17 protein-coding genes are annotated in these 19,836 nt (G+C 62.4%); 11 read left to right on the forward strand and 6 right to left on the reverse strand.

Features of this window, described 5'->3' with window-relative positions; all coding sequences use genetic code 11:
* The first annotated feature begins 40 nt into the window (after positions 1 to 40).
* The 10 genes from HFO71_RS19875 to HFO71_RS19920 all read left to right on the forward strand — a co-directional run bounded on the left by HFO71_RS19875 (position 41) and on the right by HFO71_RS19920 (position 13,211).
* A complete protein-coding gene (locus tag HFO71_RS19875) occupies positions 41 to 1,060 on the forward strand; it encodes an acyltransferase family protein (protein ID WP_221988330.1) in 1,020 nt (339 codons plus the stop codon).
* Between the two features lie 216 nt (positions 1,061 to 1,276).
* Positions 1,277 to 2,161 carry a formyltetrahydrofolate deformylase gene (gene purU / locus HFO71_RS19880; RefSeq protein WP_065281836.1) on the forward strand — a complete coding sequence of 295 codons (885 nt, stop codon included), beginning with the start codon at positions 1,277 to 1,279 and terminating at the stop codon, positions 2,159 to 2,161.
* 112 nt (positions 2,162 to 2,273) lie between these two features.
* Positions 2,274 to 5,195, forward strand: coding sequence for an aminotransferase (locus HFO71_RS19885; RefSeq protein ID WP_221988389.1), 2,922 nt, complete (start codon positions 2,274 to 2,276; stop codon positions 5,193 to 5,195).
* Between the two features lie 521 nt (positions 5,196 to 5,716).
* Positions 5,717 to 5,911 (forward strand): hypothetical protein, encoded by a 195-nt coding sequence (locus tag HFO71_RS19890; RefSeq protein ID WP_003544544.1) that lies wholly within the window; start codon positions 5,717 to 5,719, stop codon positions 5,909 to 5,911.
* A gap of 237 nt (positions 5,912 to 6,148) precedes the next feature.
* A complete protein-coding gene (locus tag HFO71_RS19895) occupies positions 6,149 to 7,144 on the forward strand; it encodes a P1 family peptidase (protein WP_221988331.1) in 996 nt (331 codons plus the stop codon).
* A 110-nt stretch (positions 7,145 to 7,254) separates the two neighbouring features.
* A complete protein-coding gene (locus HFO71_RS19900; RefSeq protein WP_168337772.1) occupies positions 7,255 to 8,175 on the forward strand; it encodes a LysR family transcriptional regulator in 921 nt (306 codons plus the stop codon).
* 151 nt (positions 8,176 to 8,326) lie between these two features.
* Positions 8,327 to 9,856: an ABC transporter substrate-binding protein gene (locus HFO71_RS19905; protein WP_206108869.1), complete on the forward strand. Its 1,530-nt coding sequence runs from the start codon at positions 8,327 to 8,329 to the stop codon at positions 9,854 to 9,856.
* A 109-nt stretch (positions 9,857 to 9,965) separates the two neighbouring features.
* Entirely contained in the window at positions 9,966 to 10,913 is a 948-nt protein-coding gene (locus HFO71_RS19910; RefSeq protein ID WP_131662179.1) for an ABC transporter permease, read from the forward strand.
* Between the two features lie 3 nt (positions 10,914 to 10,916).
* The gene (locus HFO71_RS19915; protein WP_221988332.1) at positions 10,917 to 11,780 is read left to right on the forward strand and encodes an ABC transporter permease; all 864 of its coding nucleotides are present in this window, start codon (positions 10,917 to 10,919) and stop codon (positions 11,778 to 11,780) included.
* A 36-nt stretch (positions 11,781 to 11,816) separates the two neighbouring features.
* Positions 11,817 to 13,211 carry an amidase gene (locus HFO71_RS19920; RefSeq protein ID WP_131662177.1) on the forward strand — a complete coding sequence of 465 codons (1,395 nt, stop codon included), beginning with the start codon at positions 11,817 to 11,819 and terminating at the stop codon, positions 13,209 to 13,211.
* Here the strand turns inward: HFO71_RS19920 and HFO71_RS19925 are convergent.
* From HFO71_RS19925 to HFO71_RS19935, 3 genes are all read right to left on the reverse strand, one after another.
* Entirely contained in the window at positions 13,208 to 14,065 is an 858-nt protein-coding gene (locus HFO71_RS19925; RefSeq protein ID WP_170269403.1) for a C40 family peptidase, read from the reverse strand. The two genes, HFO71_RS19920 and HFO71_RS19925, sit on opposite strands and share 4 nt — an antisense overlap.
* A gap of 11 nt (positions 14,066 to 14,076) precedes the next feature.
* The gene (locus HFO71_RS19930; RefSeq protein ID WP_020052424.1) at positions 14,077 to 14,427 is read right to left on the reverse strand and encodes a MarR family transcriptional regulator; all 351 of its coding nucleotides are present in this window, start codon (positions 14,425 to 14,427) and stop codon (positions 14,077 to 14,079) included.
* 141 nt (positions 14,428 to 14,568) lie between these two features.
* Positions 14,569 to 15,960, reverse strand: coding sequence for a leucyl aminopeptidase family protein (locus HFO71_RS19935; protein ID WP_221988333.1), 1,392 nt, complete (start codon positions 15,958 to 15,960; stop codon positions 14,569 to 14,571).
* Positions 15,961 to 16,104: 144 nt separating this feature from the next.
* Between HFO71_RS19935 and HFO71_RS19940 the strand changes: the two genes are divergently transcribed.
* Positions 16,105 to 16,941, forward strand: coding sequence for a tetratricopeptide repeat protein (locus HFO71_RS19940; protein WP_221988334.1), 837 nt, complete (start codon positions 16,105 to 16,107; stop codon positions 16,939 to 16,941).
* A gap of 47 nt (positions 16,942 to 16,988) precedes the next feature.
* Here the strand turns inward: HFO71_RS19940 and HFO71_RS19945 are convergent, their stop codons facing one another.
* The 3 genes from HFO71_RS19945 to HFO71_RS19955 form a co-directional block, all read right to left on the reverse strand.
* On the reverse strand, positions 16,989 to 17,621 hold the full coding sequence (locus HFO71_RS19945; protein WP_221988335.1) for a LysE family translocator: 633 nt from the start codon (positions 17,619 to 17,621) through the stop codon (positions 16,989 to 16,991).
* A gap of 201 nt (positions 17,622 to 17,822) precedes the next feature.
* Positions 17,823 to 18,809, reverse strand: a complete 987-nt coding sequence (locus tag HFO71_RS19950) for a type II secretion system F family protein (RefSeq protein WP_221988336.1) — start codon at positions 18,807 to 18,809, stop codon at positions 17,823 to 17,825.
* Between the two features lie 14 nt (positions 18,810 to 18,823).
* A complete protein-coding gene (locus HFO71_RS19955) occupies positions 18,824 to 19,831 on the reverse strand; it encodes a type II secretion system F family protein (RefSeq protein WP_221988337.1) in 1,008 nt (335 codons plus the stop codon).
* Positions 19,832 to 19,836: the final 5 nt, after the last annotated feature.

The raw sequence follows: 19,836 nt of genomic DNA on the forward strand, positions 1-19,836 counted from the left end.
AGACCGACGCCCGCGCGAGCCCGAGGGAGCAAGACGCTCGATGCTTGTCCAGCTTCAATATCTGCGCGCCATAGCGGCGCTGATGGTCGTCTATTTCCACGCGGTCTTGCAGCTTGCCAAGGTCAATCCCGCAGTCGACGCCACCGCCTTCGTCTATGGCGAAACCGGCGTCGACATCTTCTTCGTCTTGAGCGGGTTCGTAATGTGGCTGACGACGAGCGGACGCGCGATGAGCCCGATCGACTTCGCCCGGCGGCGCATCAAGAGAATCGTGCCGCTCTACTGGCTGGCAACGCTGTTTTCAGCGACGGTGGCGCTTGTGGCACCGTCATTGCTCAAATCGACGGTGTTCGACCTGCCGCATCTCATCGCCTCGCTGTTCTTCCTGCCATGGGCCAATCCTGCCGATCCGAGCACGATCACGCCGGTGGTCGTTCCGGGCTGGACGCTGAATTACGAAATGTTCTTCTACTTCGTCTTCGCGCTGCTATTGCCGCTACAGGAAGTACGGCGCATCCCGGCGATGTTTGCCGTCTTTGCCGTCATCCTGATCACTTGCCGGCTGCTGCCGGAAACGACTATGACCCGGTTCTACCGCGAGCCGATCATGCTGGAATTCCTCGCCGGCGTCGTGCTCGGCTGGCTCTACGGACAGAAGGTGCTTCTGCCGAACCGCTGGGCCTGGGCGGCCCTTGCCATGGGCTTTGCGTTTCTCTCCATCAACGAGGCGCTGATGCCACCGGAAAGCCGGTTTTATGCCTGGGGAATCCCGGCGATCTTCATCGTCTACGGCGCGATCTCCACCGATTTTTCCAGGCTGCCGCTGATCGGATGGCTGAACTATCTCGGCGACTGCTCTTATAGCATCTATATCACCCACGCCTTCACGCTGGCTTTTCTCAGGGTCGCCGCCGACCGCCTGCCGATCGGCATCCTGCAGCAGCCGGTGCTCTTCGTGATCCTCTCGCTGGTGCTCTCGTCGATCGGCGGTGCGATCATCCATGAGATCACCTCGCCGCGCCGCCGGAAGGTTGCGGTGGCGAGCCGGCCGCCTGCCTAAAGCGCGTCGAAGGCGAGAATACGCATCCAAGCGGCGCTGACGGTACAGTTTTTCGCGCAACTTCTCCTAAGCTTCAGACTGAGCAATGACAGAACTTGCACAAACGTGATGGTTTATCTTGCAATTTGTCGCATGAATGAAAGTGCGCCGGCCTATTCGCGGTCCGGGCTTTGATCTAAGCACAGCGGCGGCCTTGGAGAGGGAAGAGGGAAAGACATGACAAGTTACGTATTGACGGTATCCTGCAAGTCGACGCGCGGCATCGTGGCGGCGATTTCGAGCTATCTGGCCGACAAGGGCTGCAACATCGTCGATAGTTCGCAGTTCGACGATCTCGATACCGGCAGGTTCTTCACGCGCGTCAGCTTCATCTCCGAGGAAGGCGTACCGCTTGCCGAACTCAAGGAAGGTTTCGAGCCGATCTGCAAACGCTTCGCCATGGATGCCGAGATCCATGACGGCAATGCCCGCATGAAGGTGCTGCTGATGGTGTCGCGCTTCGGCCATTGTCTGAACGATCTGCTCTACCGCTGGAAGATCGGCGCGCTGCCGATCGATATCGTCGGTGTCGTCTCCAACCATTTCGACTACCAGAAGGTCGTGGTCAACCATGACATCCCCTTCCACCACATCAAGGTGACGAAGGAGAACAAGCTGCAGGCCGAAGGCCAGATCATGGAGATCGTCGAACAGACGGGCACCGAACTGATCGTGCTGGCCCGTTACATGCAGGTGCTTTCGGATGCGATGTGCCAGAAGATGTCTGGGAAGATCATCAACATCCACCATTCCTTCCTGCCGAGCTTCAAGGGCGCCAATCCTTACAAGCAAGCCTATCAACGCGGCGTGAAGCTGATCGGAGCAACGGCGCATTACGTCACCGCCGATCTCGACGAAGGCCCGATCATCGAGCAGGACACGGCGCGCATCACCCATGCGCAATCGCCCGACGACTATGTCTCGATCGGCCGCGATGTCGAAAGCCAGGTGCTGGCGCGCGCCATCCACGCCCATATCCATCACCGCACCTTCCTGAACGGCAACCGCACCGTGGTCTTCCCGGCCAGCCCCGGCGGCTACGCCTCCGAACGCATGGGGTAAGCGCCGCCAACATCTCTTTTGCTGGCAAATGAACAATCCCCGTTGCCTGCCAGCGGCAAGTACTTGATTATCGCCTTCAATAGGTAATCGAATCATGCTGCGGGAGGGTGTCGTGACCGACGAGGCGCTTGTTGATCGCATGGCGCTGCCGCGCCCCGACGTGACCTCCAGCGACGCGGAAGAGATCCTCCTTGCTCATTACAGCCTCTCCGGCACGCTTGTCGAACTCGGCAGCCAGCAGGATAGGAACTATCGCGTCGATAGCGATCGTGGCCGCTACGTCCTGAAGATCTGCCATGCAGCCTACGAGACCCGCGAGCTCGAAGTACAGAATGCGGCGATCCATCATCTCAAAAGCAAGCAAGATGCGCCGCGCGGTCCGAAGGTGATCGCCACCAATGACGGGCGGGAGATCGTCGTCCTTACCGTGCGCGGGCAGGGTTATCAGGTCCGGCTGCTCGAATATCTGGAAGGCCAGGGGCTGACGGAGCTGACCTATGTGGCGCCGGCTTCCGTTGCAGCCCTCGGCGCGCTCTGCGCCAGGCTGGCGCAGGCGCTTGCCGATTTCGATCATCCCGGTCTCGACCGCAGCCTGCAATGGGACCTCAGACGGGCAGGTCCCGTTGCGGTGCAGCTGCTTTCGGCCATCACCGACAGCGCCGCGCGCGACCGGATTGCCAAGACCATGGTGATGGCTGTTCGCCGCATTCAGCCGTTGGCGCCGTCGCTTCGGCTGCAGGCCGTCCATCACGACGTCACCGGCGACAATGTCGTCGGCCACCGTGACGCCCGTGGCCATATCATCCCCGACGGGGTGATCGATTTCGGCGACATCATCCGCGGCTGGCTGGTCGGCGACCTCGCCGTCACCTGCGCTTCGCTGCTGCATCAGGCAGATGGCGACCCTTTTCATATCCTGCCCGCTGTCACCGCCTATCAGGCGATCTATCCGCTGAGCGACGAGGAACTGAAGGCGCTCTGGCCACTGATCGTCGCCCGCGCGGTCATTCTCGTCGCCAGCGGCGAACAGCAGATTTCGGTCGATCCCGACAATGACTATGTCCGCGACAATCTCGACCGCGAGCGGGCGATCTTCGATACGGCGATGTCGGTTCCCTTCGATCTTATGGAAGCGGCGATCCTCAAGGCAGCCGGCGCAGATGTCGCCGCGCCGGAAACATCGGGATGGCTGCCGTTGCTGCCCGACATCGATCCCGCCGGAATCGCCTATGTCGATCTTGGGGTGCGGAGCCCGCTTTTTTCCGCCGGCAATTGGCTGAATACCGACATGGACTGGCGGTTGCTTGCCCGCATGGCAACCGAAAACGGTACGGCAGCGACGCGCTACGGCGAATATCGGCTTTCCCGCGCGGGAACTGCGAAGGGACAGGCGACCTGCGCCCTGCATGTCGACATATGCCTTGCCGCAGGCAGCGCGATTGCCGCGCCCTTTGCCGGCCGCATCGGCTGGAAGGACCAGCATCTGACGCTCGCCGGCGACAACATGACCCTGCATCTCGATGGGCTCGACCTCTCGGTCGAGGATGGAGCCGAGATTGCCGCCGGCGATTCGCTCGGCACGGTTTTCGGAGAGGCGTCGTCGCTCGGCGGGCTGCGCGTCCAGCTTTGCAGCGTCGCCGGTCTCGAACCGCCGCTCTTTGCCTCACCGCGCGCGGCGGCGGCCTGGTCGGTGCTCTGCCCTTCGCCTTCGTTGCTTCTCAGCCCGCAAGCGGATGCGCCGCAACCTGAAACCGCCACGCTCTTCGCCAGGCGGAAGGCGCATCTCGCAAGACCGCAGAAGAATTATTATGCGGCGCCGCCGCAGATCGAGCGCGGCTGGAAGGAGCATTTGTTCGATGTCGAGGGCCGCGCCTATCTCGACATGGTCAACAACGTCACCATTCTCGGCCATGGCCATCCCAAGCTCGCGGCGGCGATCGGCGCGCAATGGCTGCGGCTCAACACGAATTCGCGCTTCCATTATGCCGCGATCACCGAATTTTCCGAACGCCTCGCCGCCCTGGCGCCGGATGGGCTCGACGCGGTCTTCCTGGTCAACAGCGGCTCGGAGGCGAACGATCTGGCGCTTCGGCTCGCGCAAGCCCATAGCGGCGCGCGTAACATGCTCTGCCTGCTCGAAGCATATCATGGCTGGTCGGCGGCGAGCGATGCCGTCTCCACCTCGATCGCCGACAATCCGCAGGCACCGACCACCCGGCCGGACTGGGTGCATACCGTCGTTTCGCCGAATACCTATCGCGGCGACTTCCGTGGTCCCGATACGGCAGCGGATTATCTCGGCATGGCGACGCCGGTGCTGGAGGCAATTGATGCTGCGGGCGAAGGCCTTGCAGGCTTCATCGCCGAATCGGTCTACGGCAATGCCGGTGGCATTCCACTGCCGGACGGTTATCTCAGGGAAATCTATGCGCAAGCGCGCGCCCGCGGCGGCCTTTGCATCGCCGATGAGGTGCAGGTCGGTTATTCCAGGCTCGGACATTATTTCTGGGGCTTCGAGCAGCAAGGGGTCGTGCCCGATATCATCACTATCGCCAAGGGCATGGGCAACGGCCATCCGCTCGGCGCCGTCATCACAACGCGGGAGATCGCGCAATCGCTGGAGAAGGAGGGCACTTTCTTTTCCTCCACCGGCGGCAGCCCGGTCAGTTGCGTCGCCGGCATGACGGTGCTCGACATCATGGCCGAGGAAAAGCTGCAGGAAAATGCCCGGACGGTCGGCGATCACCTGAAGGCGCGGCTTGCCGCGCTGATCGACCGCCATCCGATTGCAGGCGCCGTGCACGGCATGGGCCTCTATCTCGGCCTCGAATTCGTCCGCGACAGAACGACGCTGGAGCCGGCGACGGAAGAGACGGCTGCAATCTGCGACCGGCTTCTCGAACTCGGCGTCATCATGCAGCCGACCGGCGATCACCAAAATGTGCTCAAGATCAAACCACCGCTCTGCCTCAGCATCGACAGCGCCGATTTCTTCGCGGACATGCTGGAGAAAGTGCTCGAAGAAGGCTGGTGACACAGGGCTTCCAACATTAACCAAATCGGTCATTTCGAGGCATGTCGATTTTTAATGAAACGGCCATTGCCGGATACAGCAAGGCTTCCTATGTCTGCCGCTGTGATCAATCGAACTTCCGATTCTGTCATACGAATTTAACGAAGAGCTGATATGTTTCTTTCTGTAAGTTCGGGCTTTGACGGAATGAATTTTTTCGGATCGTCGATATTTTGACACGTTTCGGAATATGTTTCTGATAGGCTGCCGGGTAATCTCTACCAAGTTAGTGGATTATCGAAAGCAACCTTCACCGGCCCCGGGCTCAACCGGGACCACTCAAGTGCAACGCCAACACAAGGAACGAGCATGATAGACATCGATATTCTCGCCGATCTCCTTAGGCGATCTGTGCTTGGCAATGACCGTCCGGGCGCCCTCTCCCGCCCGAACTGTCGAATGTGACGTTCGTCCTCCTTTCAACGGTACCAGACAAGTCAATTCGCCATGGCTGCGCATATTGTGCGGCAGGAGTTCTATCTATGAAGAAGCAAGTTATCGAATATGCAGGCGTTCCCGTCGGGATCGTCATTCCCGATGAAGACCGGCTGAAATTCATCGCCGTGAAATTTCATGTCCACGACCTCGACGAGCAGCGTTTCGGCTCGCCGGACGAGGTGCGGCTGGCCATCCATGACCTGATGACCCGCCGTCATCCGAAGCCGCTTCATGCCTGAGGGCATGAGGCCGCGATCTGCATTCGCGGCTTTTCCCGATGTCCGACCGGTCCCGCCAAATGGGGCCGGTCTTGTTTTTTGAGGGCATTACAGCGCCGCGGGTCTTTATCAGACGCGCAAAGGACGCTGTAACACTTTGAATTGCTGCATAATTTTATCCTTAAATCGATTCCGATTTAAGGATAAAATTATGCAGTACAGTCCTATCGGCAGCCTTTCCGTGATAAGGATCCGCCCGTGCCCGATCTTCTGAACCTCATCACCGACATCGAAGGCGTTTCCGTCGGCCATGCAACCGACCTTGCGCTCGGTTCCGGCGTCACGGTCATCGTTTTCGACGAACCGGCCGTCGCATCCGGCACGGTGCTCGGCGGTGCGCCCGGCGGGCGCGACACCGGCCTGCTCGATCCGTCGATGACCGTCAATGCCGTGGATGCCTTCGTGCTTTCCGGCGGCTCGGCTTTCGGGCTGGATGCCGCCGGCGGCGTGCAGGCGGGCCTGCGCGAACTCGGCCGCGGCTTTGCCGTCGGGTCGGTGCGCATTCCGATCGTGCCGCAGGCGATCCTGATGGACCTGCTGAACGGCGGCGACAAGGATTGGGGCCTTCACTCGCCCTATCGCGACATGGGTTATACGGCACTGCAGGCTGCGGCCAAGGGCACATTCGCGCTCGGCACGACAGGTGCCGGGACGGGAGCGACGACGGCCACCGTCAAGGGCGGGCTCGGCTCTGCCAGCGCCGTCAGCAGCGCCGGGCATCGCGTCGCGGCGATCGTCGCCGTCAATGCGCTCGGTTCGGCAACGATCGGCGACGGGGCGCATTTCTGGGCGGCACCCTTTGAAAAAGACGCGGAATTCGGCGGGCTCGGCATGCCTGCGGTGGCCGACCATCGGATGCGGCTCAAGGGCATGAACACGCCGGCAACGACGATCGGCGCAGTGGTGACCGATGCGCAGCTGACGAAGGCCGAGGCGCACCGGCTATCGCTTGCCGGCCATGACGGTTTTGCTAGGGCATTGCTGCCGGCGCACCTGCCGCTCGACGGCGATACCGTCTTTGCCGCTTCGACGGCCAAGCATCGAAGAGACGACATGGCAAGCCTGATGGAGCTGTGCCACCTTGCCACCATCGTCATGGCGCGGGCGATCGCCCGTGGCGTCTACGCGGCGACCGCCCTTCCGGTCGAGGGCGCGCAAAAGGCATGGCGCGACCGCTATCCGAATGGTCGTTGATTGAGATCTTTGTTTTTATGCCTGTCGCCCAAACCGCTGCGCACTTTTGGGCGACATGCATTAGGGTCGGAACCGGACCCCACAACGTGCCGAATGGCGGAGAGACGTGAATGCAGATCCGGGCGCTGATGTATTTCGACGAGCTGGTCAGGACCAATTCGATGCGCCAGGCGGCCGAGAACCTCAATGTCGCGCCGACGGCGATCAGTCGGCAGATCGAGAACCTCGAATATCATTTCGGCGCGCCGCTCGTCGAACGCAGCGCCCGCGGCGTCAAGCTGACGGCCGCCGGCGAGCTGCTTGCCGCCCGCGCCGGCCGGACGCTGCGCGAGCTCGATCATGTGCAGCAGTTGATCGAAGACCTGAAGGGCCTGCAGCGCGGCCGTGTCAGCATCTATGCCAATGGCGCCACCGTCGCCAATCTGTTGGCGCCTGCGCTTGCCGAATTCAGCCTGAAATATCCAAAACTGCGTTTTAACGTGACGATCACCAGCGCGCGGCAGGCGGTCGATGCCGTCAACAGCGCCGAGGCGGATATTGCGGTGACGCTTTTTGCGCCACCGATGTCCGGCACCAAGGTGCGGCTGCGCTCCGAGATCGCCTATGATCTTATTACCACGCCGCAGCATCCGGCGGCAGCACTTTCCGAGATCTCGCCGAGGACGCTTGCCGACTATGCATTGGCGCTGCCGGACCAATCCTTCGGCTTCCGCCAGGCCTTCGACGCGCTGTTCGAGAAGGAAGGGCTGAGCCTCGATCCCGTCTTCGTCACCAGCTCGCTCGAAATGCTGAAGGAACTGGTGCTCAGCGGGGCTGCCGCCACACTGCTGCCGGCGCTGACAGTCCGCCGCGAGATCGAAGCGGGTCAGCTCCTTGCCATTCCGCTGGCCGGCAAAACCGGCATCCGCACCCATGTCGATCTCTGCGTCGCGCCGGACCGACAGCTGTCCTTCGCCGCGACGAAACTGCTCGACTTCATCGAGAGGTTCATGCGCGAGCGCACGAACCGCCGGGCCGGTATGAAAGACTGACGCTTCGAGCTTGCATCGACCGCGGATTTACGGTGTAGCTTTTTCGGCTACACTGAGCACACAAAATCGTCATTGTGTGTGCACTGGCATAGTGTCACTCTATTCGCAAATAGGCCTTCGTCATCGACGCGCGGCCAGACAAGGGAACATGATGATCAAGCTTTCGTTTGCGCCTTCAGCGCGTTTCGCCCGGCGGCTTTCGCTCGGTGCCGCGCTTTCGGCCGGCCTGGTGATGATGGCGATGACGCCGGCGGAAGCGGCGAAGACCACCCTCAATCTCGGCATGAGCGTCGAGCCGACCGGTCTCGATCCGACGATCGCGGCACCCGTCGCAATCGGCCAGGTGACCTGGCAGAACGTGTTCGAGGGACTGGTGACGATCGACCAGACCGGTAAGATTCAGCCGCAGCTGGCAAAAAGCTGGGAGATCTCTCCCGATGGTCTGACCTATACGTTCAAGCTGCAGACCGGGGTTAAATTTCATGACGGCGAGGCCTTCGATGCCGCGAGCGCCAAGTTTTCGCTCGACCGCGCCCGCGGCGCCGATTCCGTCAATCCGCAGAAGCGCTTCTTCGCCTCCATCGCCTCGATCGATACGCCTGATGCCGAAACGCTGGTGCTGCATCTCTCGGCCCCGACCGGCAGCCTGATCTACTGGCTCGGCTGGCCAGCCTCGGTGATGGTCGCACCGAAAACGGCTGCCGACGGCAAGACGACACCTGTTGGCACCGGTCCCTTCAAATTCGCCAGCTGGGCGAAGGGCGACAAGGTCGAGCTCGCCAGGAATGCCGATTACTGGAACAAGGGTGCGGCCGCCAAGCTCGACAAGGTGACCTTTCGCTTCATTGCCGATCCGCAGGCGCAGGCAGCTGCGCTGAAATCCGGTGATCTTGATGCCTTTCCGGAATTTGCCGCGCCTGAGCTGATGAGTTCCTTCGATGGCGATGCGAGGCTCGTCACCAAGATCGGCAATACCGAGCTCAAGGTCGTTGCCGGCATGAACACTGCCAAGAAGCCTTTCGACGACAAACGCGTCCGCCAGGCGCTGATGATGGCGATCGACCGCAAGACGGTAATCGACGGCGCATGGTCCGGCCTCGGCACACCGATCGGCAGCCACTACACGCCGAACGATCCGGGCTATCAGGACATGACAGGCGTGCTGCCCTACGACGTCGAGAAAGCGAAGGCGTTGCTTGCCGAAGCCGGCTACCCCAATGGTTTCACCTTCACGATCAAATCGCCGCAGATGGCCTATGCGCCGCGCAGCGCCCAGGTGATGCAGGCGATGTTTGCCGAGATCGGCGTGACGATGAATATCGAGCCGACCGAATTTCCGGCGAAGTGGGTCCAGGACGTCATGAAGGACCGCAACTTCGACATGACGATCGTTGCCCATGCCGAACCGCTCGACATCGACATCTATGCCCGTGATCCCTATTATTTCAATTACAAGAACCCAGCTTTCAACGCGCTGATGAAGAAGGTCCAGGAGACCGCCGACCCCGCCGCGCAGAATGCGATCTATGGCAAAGCGCAGAGGATCCTCGCCGAGGACGTGCCAGCGCTCTACCTCTTCGTCATGCCGAAACTCGGCGTCTGGGACAGACAACTGAAGGGCCTGTGGGAGAACGAGCCAATCCCTTCCAACGTGCTGTCTGGTGTTTCCTGGGACGAGTAGGCGGCGGGTTCGGGCGGATTGAGAGGCTTGGGATGAGCGAAGGGAATCCGCATAGCGAAACGCTCAATGCCGGTCGCAGCCGCCGCGCCACATCGAAAGCGCGGCACGCATGATCCCACTCCTCGCCCGCCGCTTCGCCGGTCTCATCGCCACGCTCGTCGTCGTCTCGCTGCTGATCTTCGCCGTCATGGACCTTCTGCCCGGCGATCCCGCTTCGATCATGCTCGGCACCTCGGCAACACCGGAAACGCTTGCAGCGCTGCGCCACAGTCTCGGCCTCGACCAGCCGCTGCTGCTGCGCTACGGGCAATGGCTGACCGGCGTGCTCTCCGGCGATCTCGGCAATTCGCTGACCTATGGCGTACCGGTCGCGGGGTTGATCGTCGAGCGGTTGGCGGTAACGCTACCGCTGGCGCTGATGGCGATCGTGCTTTCGGTGGCAATTGCCCTGCCGCTCGGCGTGCTGGCCGCCTCGCGCCGCGGCGGTGTCTTCGACGTCATCGCGACGCTGTTTTCGCAGATCAGCATCGCCGTGCCCGCCTTCTGGGTGGCGCTGCTGTTGATCATCCTGTTTTCGACAATGCTCGGGCTGATGCCGGCCGGCGGTTTCCCGGGCTGGAACGCCGGCCTCACGCCGGCATTGCAGGCGCTGATTATGCCCGCCGTCGCGCTGGCGATGCCGCAGGCGGGCGTGTTGACGCGGGTCGCGCGCTCGGCGGTGCTTGACACGATGCATGAGGATTTTGCCCGCACCGCGGTCGCCAAGGGGCTGTCACGCAGTGCGGTGCTTTGGCGCCATATCGTGCCGAATGCGCTGATCCCGATCCTGACGATGATCGGGCTCCAATTCACCTTTCTCGTCGCCGGCGCGGTGCTGGTGGAAAACGTCTTCAACCTGCCCGGCCTCGGACGGCTCGCCCTTCAGGCGCTCTCCCAGCGCGACATCATCGTCATGCAGGATGTCGTGCTGTTCTTCGCAGGCCTGGTCATAGTGATGAATTTCATTGTCGATCTCTCCTACCTGGCGATCGATCCCAGAATGAGAAAGGCCGCCTGACGCATGGCACCGATCGTGTCCACCGCCATCATCAGCCGCCGCCGGATCTTTAGACTTAGCCGGCGAATGAACCTGATTGCAGGGATCGTCATCATCGGCCTGCTGGTCGCCGTGGCACTGCTGTCGCTCGTCTGGACGCCGCTGCCGCCGGCGAAAATGCAGATCATCCACAAATTGCAGCCGCCGCTTGCCTTCGGCCTGCTCGGCACGGATCAGTTCGGCCGCGATGTGCTTTCGATGCTGATGGCGGGATGCTGGAATTCACTGTCGATCGCCATCACAGCGGTTGCGATCGGCGGGACGCTCGGCTCGATCGCCGGCATTTCGGCGGCGGCGATCCGCGGTCCTTTCGAGGCGTTGCTGATGCGCATCTGCGACGTCATCTTCGCGCTGCCGCCGATCCTGTCCGCCATGGTGCTCGGCGCTTTTCTCGGACCCGGGCGGTTCACGGCGATCACCGCGATCGCCGTCTTCATGATCCCGGTTTTTGCCCGCGTCACACTCGCGACCTCGCTGCAGGCCTGGAGCCGCGACTATGTGACGGCAGCGCGCGCCATCGGCAATACCCGCCTGACCATTTCGCTGCGCCATGTGCTGCCGAACATCATCAGCCAGATCATCGTGCACGGCGCGATCCAGCTGGGACTGGCGATCCTCACCGAAGCGGGTCTCAGCTTCCTCGGGCTCGGCATGGCGCCGCCGGCGCCGACCTGGGGCCGGATGCTTGCCGATGCGCAAACCTATCTGGCGCTCGCCCCCTGGCTGGCGATCCTGCCCGGCCTTGCCATCGCGCTCACCGTCTTCGGCTTCAACATGCTCGGCGACGGTCTGCGCGATCTGCTCGACCCGCGCGAGGCAAGCCGCTGATGTTCTCCCAAGATGAAACGCCCGAAAGACCATGCCATGATCGAAACCGACCTTACCATTCGCGAACTCAGGCAGCACTTCGCCGATAAAAGCCTCTCCCCCCTCGAATACTGGCTCGCCCTCGAAGACCATATCGCCGCCTGGGAACCGTCGATTGCGGCGCTCTACCTCTACGATCGGGAATTGGCGCGCGCCCAGGCGAAAGCGTCGACGGAGCGCTGGGCGAAGGGAGAAACGCTGGGTGCCCTCGACGGCATCCCGGTGACGCTGAAAGAGCTCATCGCCACAAAGGGCCAGCCGGTGCCATCAGGCACGAGGGCAGTGGAACTCAAACCCGCGGACGCGGATGCGCCGGCCGCCGCCCGTCTTCGGGAAGACGGCGCGGTGATCTTCGCCAAGACCACCTGCCCCGATTACGGCATGCTGTCCTCCGGCCTTTCGAGCTTTCATCCTCTCAGCCGCAATCCCTGGGACATCACGCAGAATCCCGGCGGATCGAGCGCTGGGGCTTCCGCAGCGGCGGCGGCCGGTTATGGACCACTGCATATCGGCACCGATATCGGCGGTTCGGTGCGCCTTCCCGCCGGCTGGACCGGCATCTTCGGCTTCAAACCGAGCCATGGGCGTGTTCCAGCCGATCCCTATTATGTCGGGCGCTGCGTCGGGCCGATGGCGCGCACCGTCGAGGACGCGGCCTTTTCGATGGCGACGCTGTCACGCCCGGACTGGCGCGACGGCACCAGCCTGCCGCCGAACGATTTCAACTGGATGGATCTCGATATCGACCTGTCAGGCATGAAGATCGGGCTGATGCTCGATGCCGGCTGCGGGCTTGCGGTGGACGACGAGATCAGGGCCGCAGTCGAAACGGCGGCGAAACAGTTCGAGGGGGCCGGCGCGACCATTCTATCGGTCCAGCCGGTGCTGACACGCGCGATGCTGGATGGGCTCGACAATTTCTGGCGGTCCCGGCTGTGGGGCGATATCGCCGATCTCGACGACAACAGGCGCGACAGCATCCTGCCCTATATCAGGGATTGGGCGAAGGGCGGCGCCGACATCCGCGGCGTCGATGCGGTCAGAGGCTTCAACCAGACGATCGAGATGCGCAAGAGTTGCGGACGGCTGTTTACCGAGGTCGACGCCCTGCTTTCGCCGACCAATCCGATCATCTCCTATCCGGCCGAATGGGCATCTCCGACCAATGATCCGGCCCTGCCGTTCGAACATATCGGCTTCACGGTGCCGTGGAACATGTCGGAGCAGCCGGCCGCCTCGATCAACTGCGGTTTCTCCCGCTCGGGCATGCCGATCGGGTTGCAGATCGTCGGGCCGCGCTTCGACGACATGCGGGTGCTGAGACTGTCGAAAACCTTCGAGGACAGGACGGGCGGAGTGAGATCCTGGCCGAGCCTCCGATCGGCTGATTAGCTGATCGGGCGGCGATAGCCCGTCGGCTGCTCGTAGAGCCAGCCGATGCGCTCGACCGCGGCCTCGAAATTCTCGCGCGCCACCGTCATGCTATGGCCGTTGGCATGCAGAATGGTTTCCGGATCTTCGAAGACGGCGACATGACCCTTCCAGAATACCAGGTCGCCACGGCGGATTTCGGATCGGTCGATCGGCTGGCCGAGGCCTGCCGCCTGCATGTCGGTATCGCGTGGCGCGGCTCTGCCCGTCATCAGCATCGCCAGCTGGACGAGGCCGGAGCAATCGATGCCGAGGCCGGAACGTCCGCCCCAGAGATAGGGCGTTTCCAGGAAACGGGCGACGATATCCACGTAATCGGCGCCATCGAGCGCGCCGATCGGCTGGACGTGCTTGGCGAAGATCGCCGTTCCGTCCTTGAGCACGACATAGCGATTACCGCGCGCTTCCGCCTCACCGGCGACATGAACGCGGCTTCCCATCGACAGGATTGCCTGGTGGGGCTTGCGCAGTTCCGGTTCCGGATAGACGAAGCTGCGTTGCACGGTGACGATATGGGTCGGCGCCGGCCGACCTTCCGAGAGCGCGTCCGCCGCGACATAACCGACATAGCCGTCCGAGGCGGCTTTCACCCAGCACCAGCCACCGGCACGATCGAAAACCGTCACGTCCTCGCCGAGAAGCAGTTCGGTATCGATGCCGCGGGCAAGGTCCGGTTCGGGACGCAAGGCCACGACCGGGACGGCGACGCGGGCCGGGGCGCCTTCCGTAAAACGCGACGCCTCGACCTTGCCTTCGAGCCCCGCTTCCGCGAGATCAGACCTATAGGCATGCAGGCGGCGGTCGAGCATCGTCATTCGCATTCCTTTCAGATCGGCAACCGGCGGGCCTGCTCTCGGATGAGATCGCCGAGCTTTTCCAGATAAAGCGCACCGCCGACAGTGCGCTTGATGATCACATTGCGCCGGTCGGCATCGTCGCGCACACGATCAACCAGGCCCATCTCGCCCATCGTATCCAAGGCACGGGTAATGACCGGCTTGGTGACTTCAAGCGTGGCGGCAAGCCCGCGCACGGTGTGCGGCGGCGGCACCAGATAAATATGCAGCAGGATCGCCATCTGGCGCAACGTCAAATCGCGGTCGTCGTGGCGGACCTGATCGAGCGCCACGCCATGCCAGAGCCCCAGCGCCTGCGAGGCGGTCAGTTCGATCGGCACGGCCCCTCCGGAAGATCGTTACGCTAACGTTCCATTTTCCGGCAGTTGCCACGTACATGCAAGGGGCGGCAGAAATTGCCGCCCGGCAAGGTGAATAAAATTTTAACGATCGGCAGCGAGGCGACGCGCCTTAACATGGCGTCAGCGCAGGCTCTCGCGGATGTGGTGAAAGAGCGCGCGGATCGCCTGAGCTTCGCCACCGCCCGGCGAATGCGGCCGTTCGGACGGAGCCCAGCCGAAAATATCGAAATGCACCCAGCTCTTCGCCTTGCTGACGAAACGCTTGAGGAAGAGGGCCGCAGTGATCGCACCCGCCATGCCGCCGGCCGGCGCATTGGTGAGGTCGGCGAATTTGGTGCGGATATCCTTTTCGTAGCCGGAATAGAGTGGCAGGCGCCAGAGCGGATCGTCGGTTTCCAGGCTCGCTTCGGTCAGGTCATGCGCCAGATTGGCGTCATCGGTGAAGAAAGGCGGAAGATCCGGACCAAGGGCAACGCGGGCGGCGCCGGTCAGCGTCGCCATGTCGATCAACAGTTCTGGCTCTTCCTCGTCGGCATAGGCAAGCGCATCGGCAAGGATCAAACGGCCTTCGGCGTCGGTATTGTCGATCTGGACGGTCAGGCCCTTGCGGCTCCGGTAGATGTCGCCGGGCCGGAAGGCATTGGACGAGATCGCGTTTTCGACGACCGGAACGATAACGCGCAGGTCGACCTTCAGCTTGGCGTCCATGATCATCAAGGCAAGCCCCATGACATTCGCCGCGCCGCCCATGTCCTTCTTCATCAGCAGCATGGAAGCGGCGGGCTTGATGTCGAGACCGCCGGTATCGAAGCAGACGCCCTTGCCGACGAGCGTCACCTTGCGATGGCCCTTCTTGCCCCAGCGCAGCTCGAGAAGGCGCGGCGCATCGGCGCTGGCGCGGCCGACGGTATGGACCAGCGGGAAATTCTGTTTGAGCAGGTCGTCGCCCGTAATAACCGATATCTCCGCCTTGTAATGCCCCGCCAAGCCGCGGAAAACAGCCTCGAGCTGGTTCGGACCCATGTCGTTCGTCGGCGTATTGATGAGGTCGCGGGCGAGAAAGACGCCGGCGAGCTGGCGCTTAATGTCGGCGGCGTCGGCATCGCGGGGGATCATCAGCGTCGCAGCCGGCGATTTTTCGGATTTGTAACGGTCGAAACGGTAGCTGCCGAGGCCAAAGCCGAGGGCCAGGCGATTTGCCGTCAGCGGCGCGGTCTCGATGTGCCAGTCGCCGGCCGGCAGCGCACGGGCGAGCCTGCCGGTGATGTAAGGCTGTTCGGATGGATTGGTGCCGAGGCCGTAAAGCGCGCCGCCGAGATGGCCTTCGGCCGTCGGGATCAGCAGCAGCGACCCGCTTTCAGCCTTGTAGCCTGCCTTGCGCGCCCAATCGAGTGCGATCGGATCGATCGTGCCGGTCTCGATATGGGCAGGCGTGACGGCAAAGATCGGCAGCGTCGAACCGCCCTTCGTGTTGAAAGGGGTTGGTCTCTCGGTGAACTGATAGGGGGCCATGATTGTCCTTCGGCGGTCGCAAGGAATCGTTCCTTAACGGTCTGTTAGGGTTAACAGACTATTGCTGGAGTGAAGATTACGCGTCAAACCTTTCCCTGTTCCGCTTCGAGGTCAGGCGCCGATTTCGGAATCCAGGAACGCGTCATGCCTGCCTCGCTCACCACCACATTCACCAATCGTATCCTGCAGGGCGCTGCGGCATCGCTGCTCGTCTTGGCACTTGCCGGTTGCTCGACGACCAAGGACCGGATGACAACGGGCTCGGTGCCGAAACTGACCAAGCCGGTCGAAGAGATGGACGCGACCGAGCTGCGCTCGGCAACGGACCGACTCGGCCAGGCCTACGAAAAGAACCCGCGCGATCCCGTCACCGGCGTCAACTACGCCAATCTACTGCGCATGAACGGCCGCGACACGCAAGCGCTCGCCGTCATGCAGCAGGTGGCCATCGCCAATCCCGGCGACCGCAACGTGCTGGCTGCCTACGGCAAGGCACAGGCAGCGGCCGGCCAGTTCCAGCAGGCGCTCGATACGATCGGCCGCGCCCAGACGCCGGACCGTCCGGACTGGAAGCTGATCTCGGCCCAAGGCGCGATCCTCGACCAGATGGGCCGGGCAAGCGATGCCCGGCAGCGCTATCGCGACGCGCTCGACATCCAGCCGAACGAGCCCTCCATCCTTTCCAACCTCGGCATGTCCTACGTGCTGACCGGCGATCTGCGCACGGCCGAAACCTATCTGCGCTCCGCCGCGAGCCAGCCGACCGCCGACAGCCGCGTCAGGCAGAACCTTGCCCTCGTCGTCGGTCTGCAGGGGCGCTTCCCGGAAGCCGAGCAGATCGCCCGGCGCGAACTTTCGCCGCAGCAGGCCGATGCCAATGTCGCCTATCTCAGAGGCATGCTCTCGCAGCCAAATTCCTGGCAGAAACTCGCCGCCAAGGACAAGACGCCGGGCGCAGCGGACAACAGCAATACCAACTGACCGGATCAGGTTTTCGAAAGGCGTATACCTTCGGAGAAATGCTGATCTTAACGAGCGCTCAAACCCGAAAGAATGAGCCGAAGACCGAGGCCACCCATGACCGCACCGGCGGCCCGGTCGATCCAGCCCTTGGCGGCAAGATAAAGACGCCGCGGATGGCGGGCCGAAAAGGCGAAGGCCACGATCGAATACCACCCGGCCTCCACGGCAAAGACGCCGAGCGGCAGCGCGACGATGAGATCGAGCGGCACCGTTCTCGGCAGAAGTGCCGCAAAGAGGCTGGCATAGACAATGATGGTCTTCGGGTTGCTGAGCTGGGTCAGCAGCGCAGTCGTGAAGCTCAATCTCAGCGCGCGGTTGCCATTGTCGGCGTCAGAGACTTCGAGCGGCTGACCGGCGCTCCTCCAGATATTGACGGCGATATAAACGAGATAGGCGCCGCCTGCGACCTTCAGCAGGACATAGAGCCATTCGAACTGAGACAGCAGCGCCGTCAGCCCGGCAAGCGCCAGCACGGCAAAAACGACACCGCCGGCGCCCATGCCGAGTGCGGCGGCAAGGCCATCCAGCCTCGAACGCGAGATGGCGATCCTGGAGACGACGACGAAGCTCGGGCCGGGGCTCATCGCGCCGACCGCCAAGGCTGCCATGATGCTGATGAAAATGCCGGCAGAAGACATCGGAAACCTCTCTCTTGGATTGAACGAGCGCCAGGCGCACTGCGGCTGCATCCGCGCGCTTGCCAATGGTCGTCCATCCCGTTTACCAGCTATGCCGGCGGCGGTCACGCGTGTTTGAAGGGCCGCGATCGGCCGACGGCCTTTGAGGCAACAGCGTCTTCTCCCGAAAGCTGCATCCGCTTTCCGGGGGCGGCGTAATCGTCAGAACCTGTCTGCTACCTGAATGCCGGCCGGACCGAGAATGACGGCGATCAGCACCGGCAGGAAAAACAAGATCATCGGCACCGTCAGTTTCGGCGGCAGCGCGGATGCCTTCTTTTCCGCCTCGTTCATACGCTCGTCGCGTCCTTCCTGGGCGAGAACGCGCAACGCCTGCGCGACCGGCGTGCCGTAGCGATCGGCCTGGATCAGCGCCTGAGTCACCGAGCGCACCAGCTCGATCTGGGTGCGCGTGGCAAGATTTTCGAGCGCTACGCGGCGATCCGGCAGGAAGGAGAGTTCGGCCGTGGTCAGCACCATCTCCTCGGCGAGCGCCGGCGACTGCTCGCCGAGTTCTTCCGACACACGACGCATCGCGGCCTCGATCGAGATACCGGATTCGACACAGATCAGCATCAGGTCCAACGCATCCGGCCAGGCGCGCTTGATCGAGTGCTGGCGCTTGCCCATGCGGTTGGAGATATAGATGTTCGGTGCGTAGAAGCCAAGATAACCGACGCCGATGACGGCGAAGAGGCGGATGGCCATGCCCCTTTCGGCGAGATTGCCGAGACCGAAGACCCAGAAAGCAGCAAGCGCCAGGAAAAGGAAAGGCAGCAGGAAACGCGCCACCAGGAAGGTATTCAGCGCATTCTCCGAACGGAAACCGGCGGCACGCAGCTTGTTGACCGTGTTTTCGTCGACCAGCGCCTTGCGCAGGTTGAAACGCTCGACGATCTGACGGACCGAGCGGTTGTTCTGAGTCCTGAGCGAGGCCTTGCCGGCGCCGGTTTCCGTGTTCATGCGGGCGCGTTCGCGGGCACGGATCTGCTCGCGCTCTGTGGAAACTGCCTTCATACGCTTGTTCAGATCGCCGCGCTCGAAGAAGGGAACGGCAATCGTGTAAAAAGTGGCGAAGACGGCGATTGCGACGAGAAGGGCGATCAGCATGCTCGGATTGGTCAGCGTTGCGGCAAGATCCTGCGACATGTGCGTCCTTCCGGCTAGATGTCAAAATTGACCATGTTGCGCATGACGAAAATGCCGATCGACATCCAGATCGCCGAGACACCCATGATGAAATGGCCGCGCGGATCGGTGAAAAGGATCATCATGTAGTTCGGCGACGTCATGTAGACGAGGGTCGCGACGATGAAGGGCAGGGCCCCGATGATGACGGCCGACGCCTTGGCTTCCATCGAGAGCGCCTGGACCTTGGCCTTCATCTTCCTGCGCTCGCGCAGCACCTTGGAGAGATTGCCAATCGCTTCCGACAGATTGCCGCCGGCCTGCGACTGGATGGCGATGACGATGGCGAAGAAGCTGACTTCCTGGAGCGGCATGTGGATCGTCATGCGGGCGCAGGCGTCGGGGATACTGAGGCCGACCTGCTGCGCCTCGATCACCCGCAGGAACTCGCTCTTGACAGGCTCGGTGCCTTCGGTCGCGATAAGGCGGATCGCATCGTTGAGCGGCAGGCCCGATTTGATCGAGCGCGTGATGACGTCAAGCGCATTGGGGAGTTCGTTCAAAAACTTGGTCTGGCGGCGTTTGATCAGGAAGCCGACGACCCAGCGCGGCAGGCCGAGACCGGCGACGACGACGATACCAACCATGACCATCCACGATGCGCCGACGACCAAGGCGACAAGCAGCAGCGCGGAGGCGAAGACGGCGCTGACGAGATAGAATTTCGCCGCCGTGATCGTCAGGCCGGCCTGCACCAGCCACGATTTCATTGACACGGTCTTCTTGGTCTTTTCGTGCTGGCGCTTTTCCAGATCCTTCAGATTGTCCTGTACCGATTTACGGCGCTTCGACAGCTCTTGCACCCGGTCACGGGCGGCCTTGACCTTGACCCGGTCGCTTTCGGCCGATTTGACGCGATTGATGCGGCTTGCCGATTTCTTGTCGGCCTCGATCTTCGAAAACAACAAGGCATAGGCGACCGCCGCCGCGGAGACGGCGGCGAGGACGACGATTGCCAACACTATCGGATCGAACCCGAACATCTCGC

The organism is Rhizobium laguerreae (assembly GCF_019778565.1).
Classification (GTDB): Bacteria; Pseudomonadota; Alphaproteobacteria; order Rhizobiales; family Rhizobiaceae; genus Rhizobium; species Rhizobium laguerreae.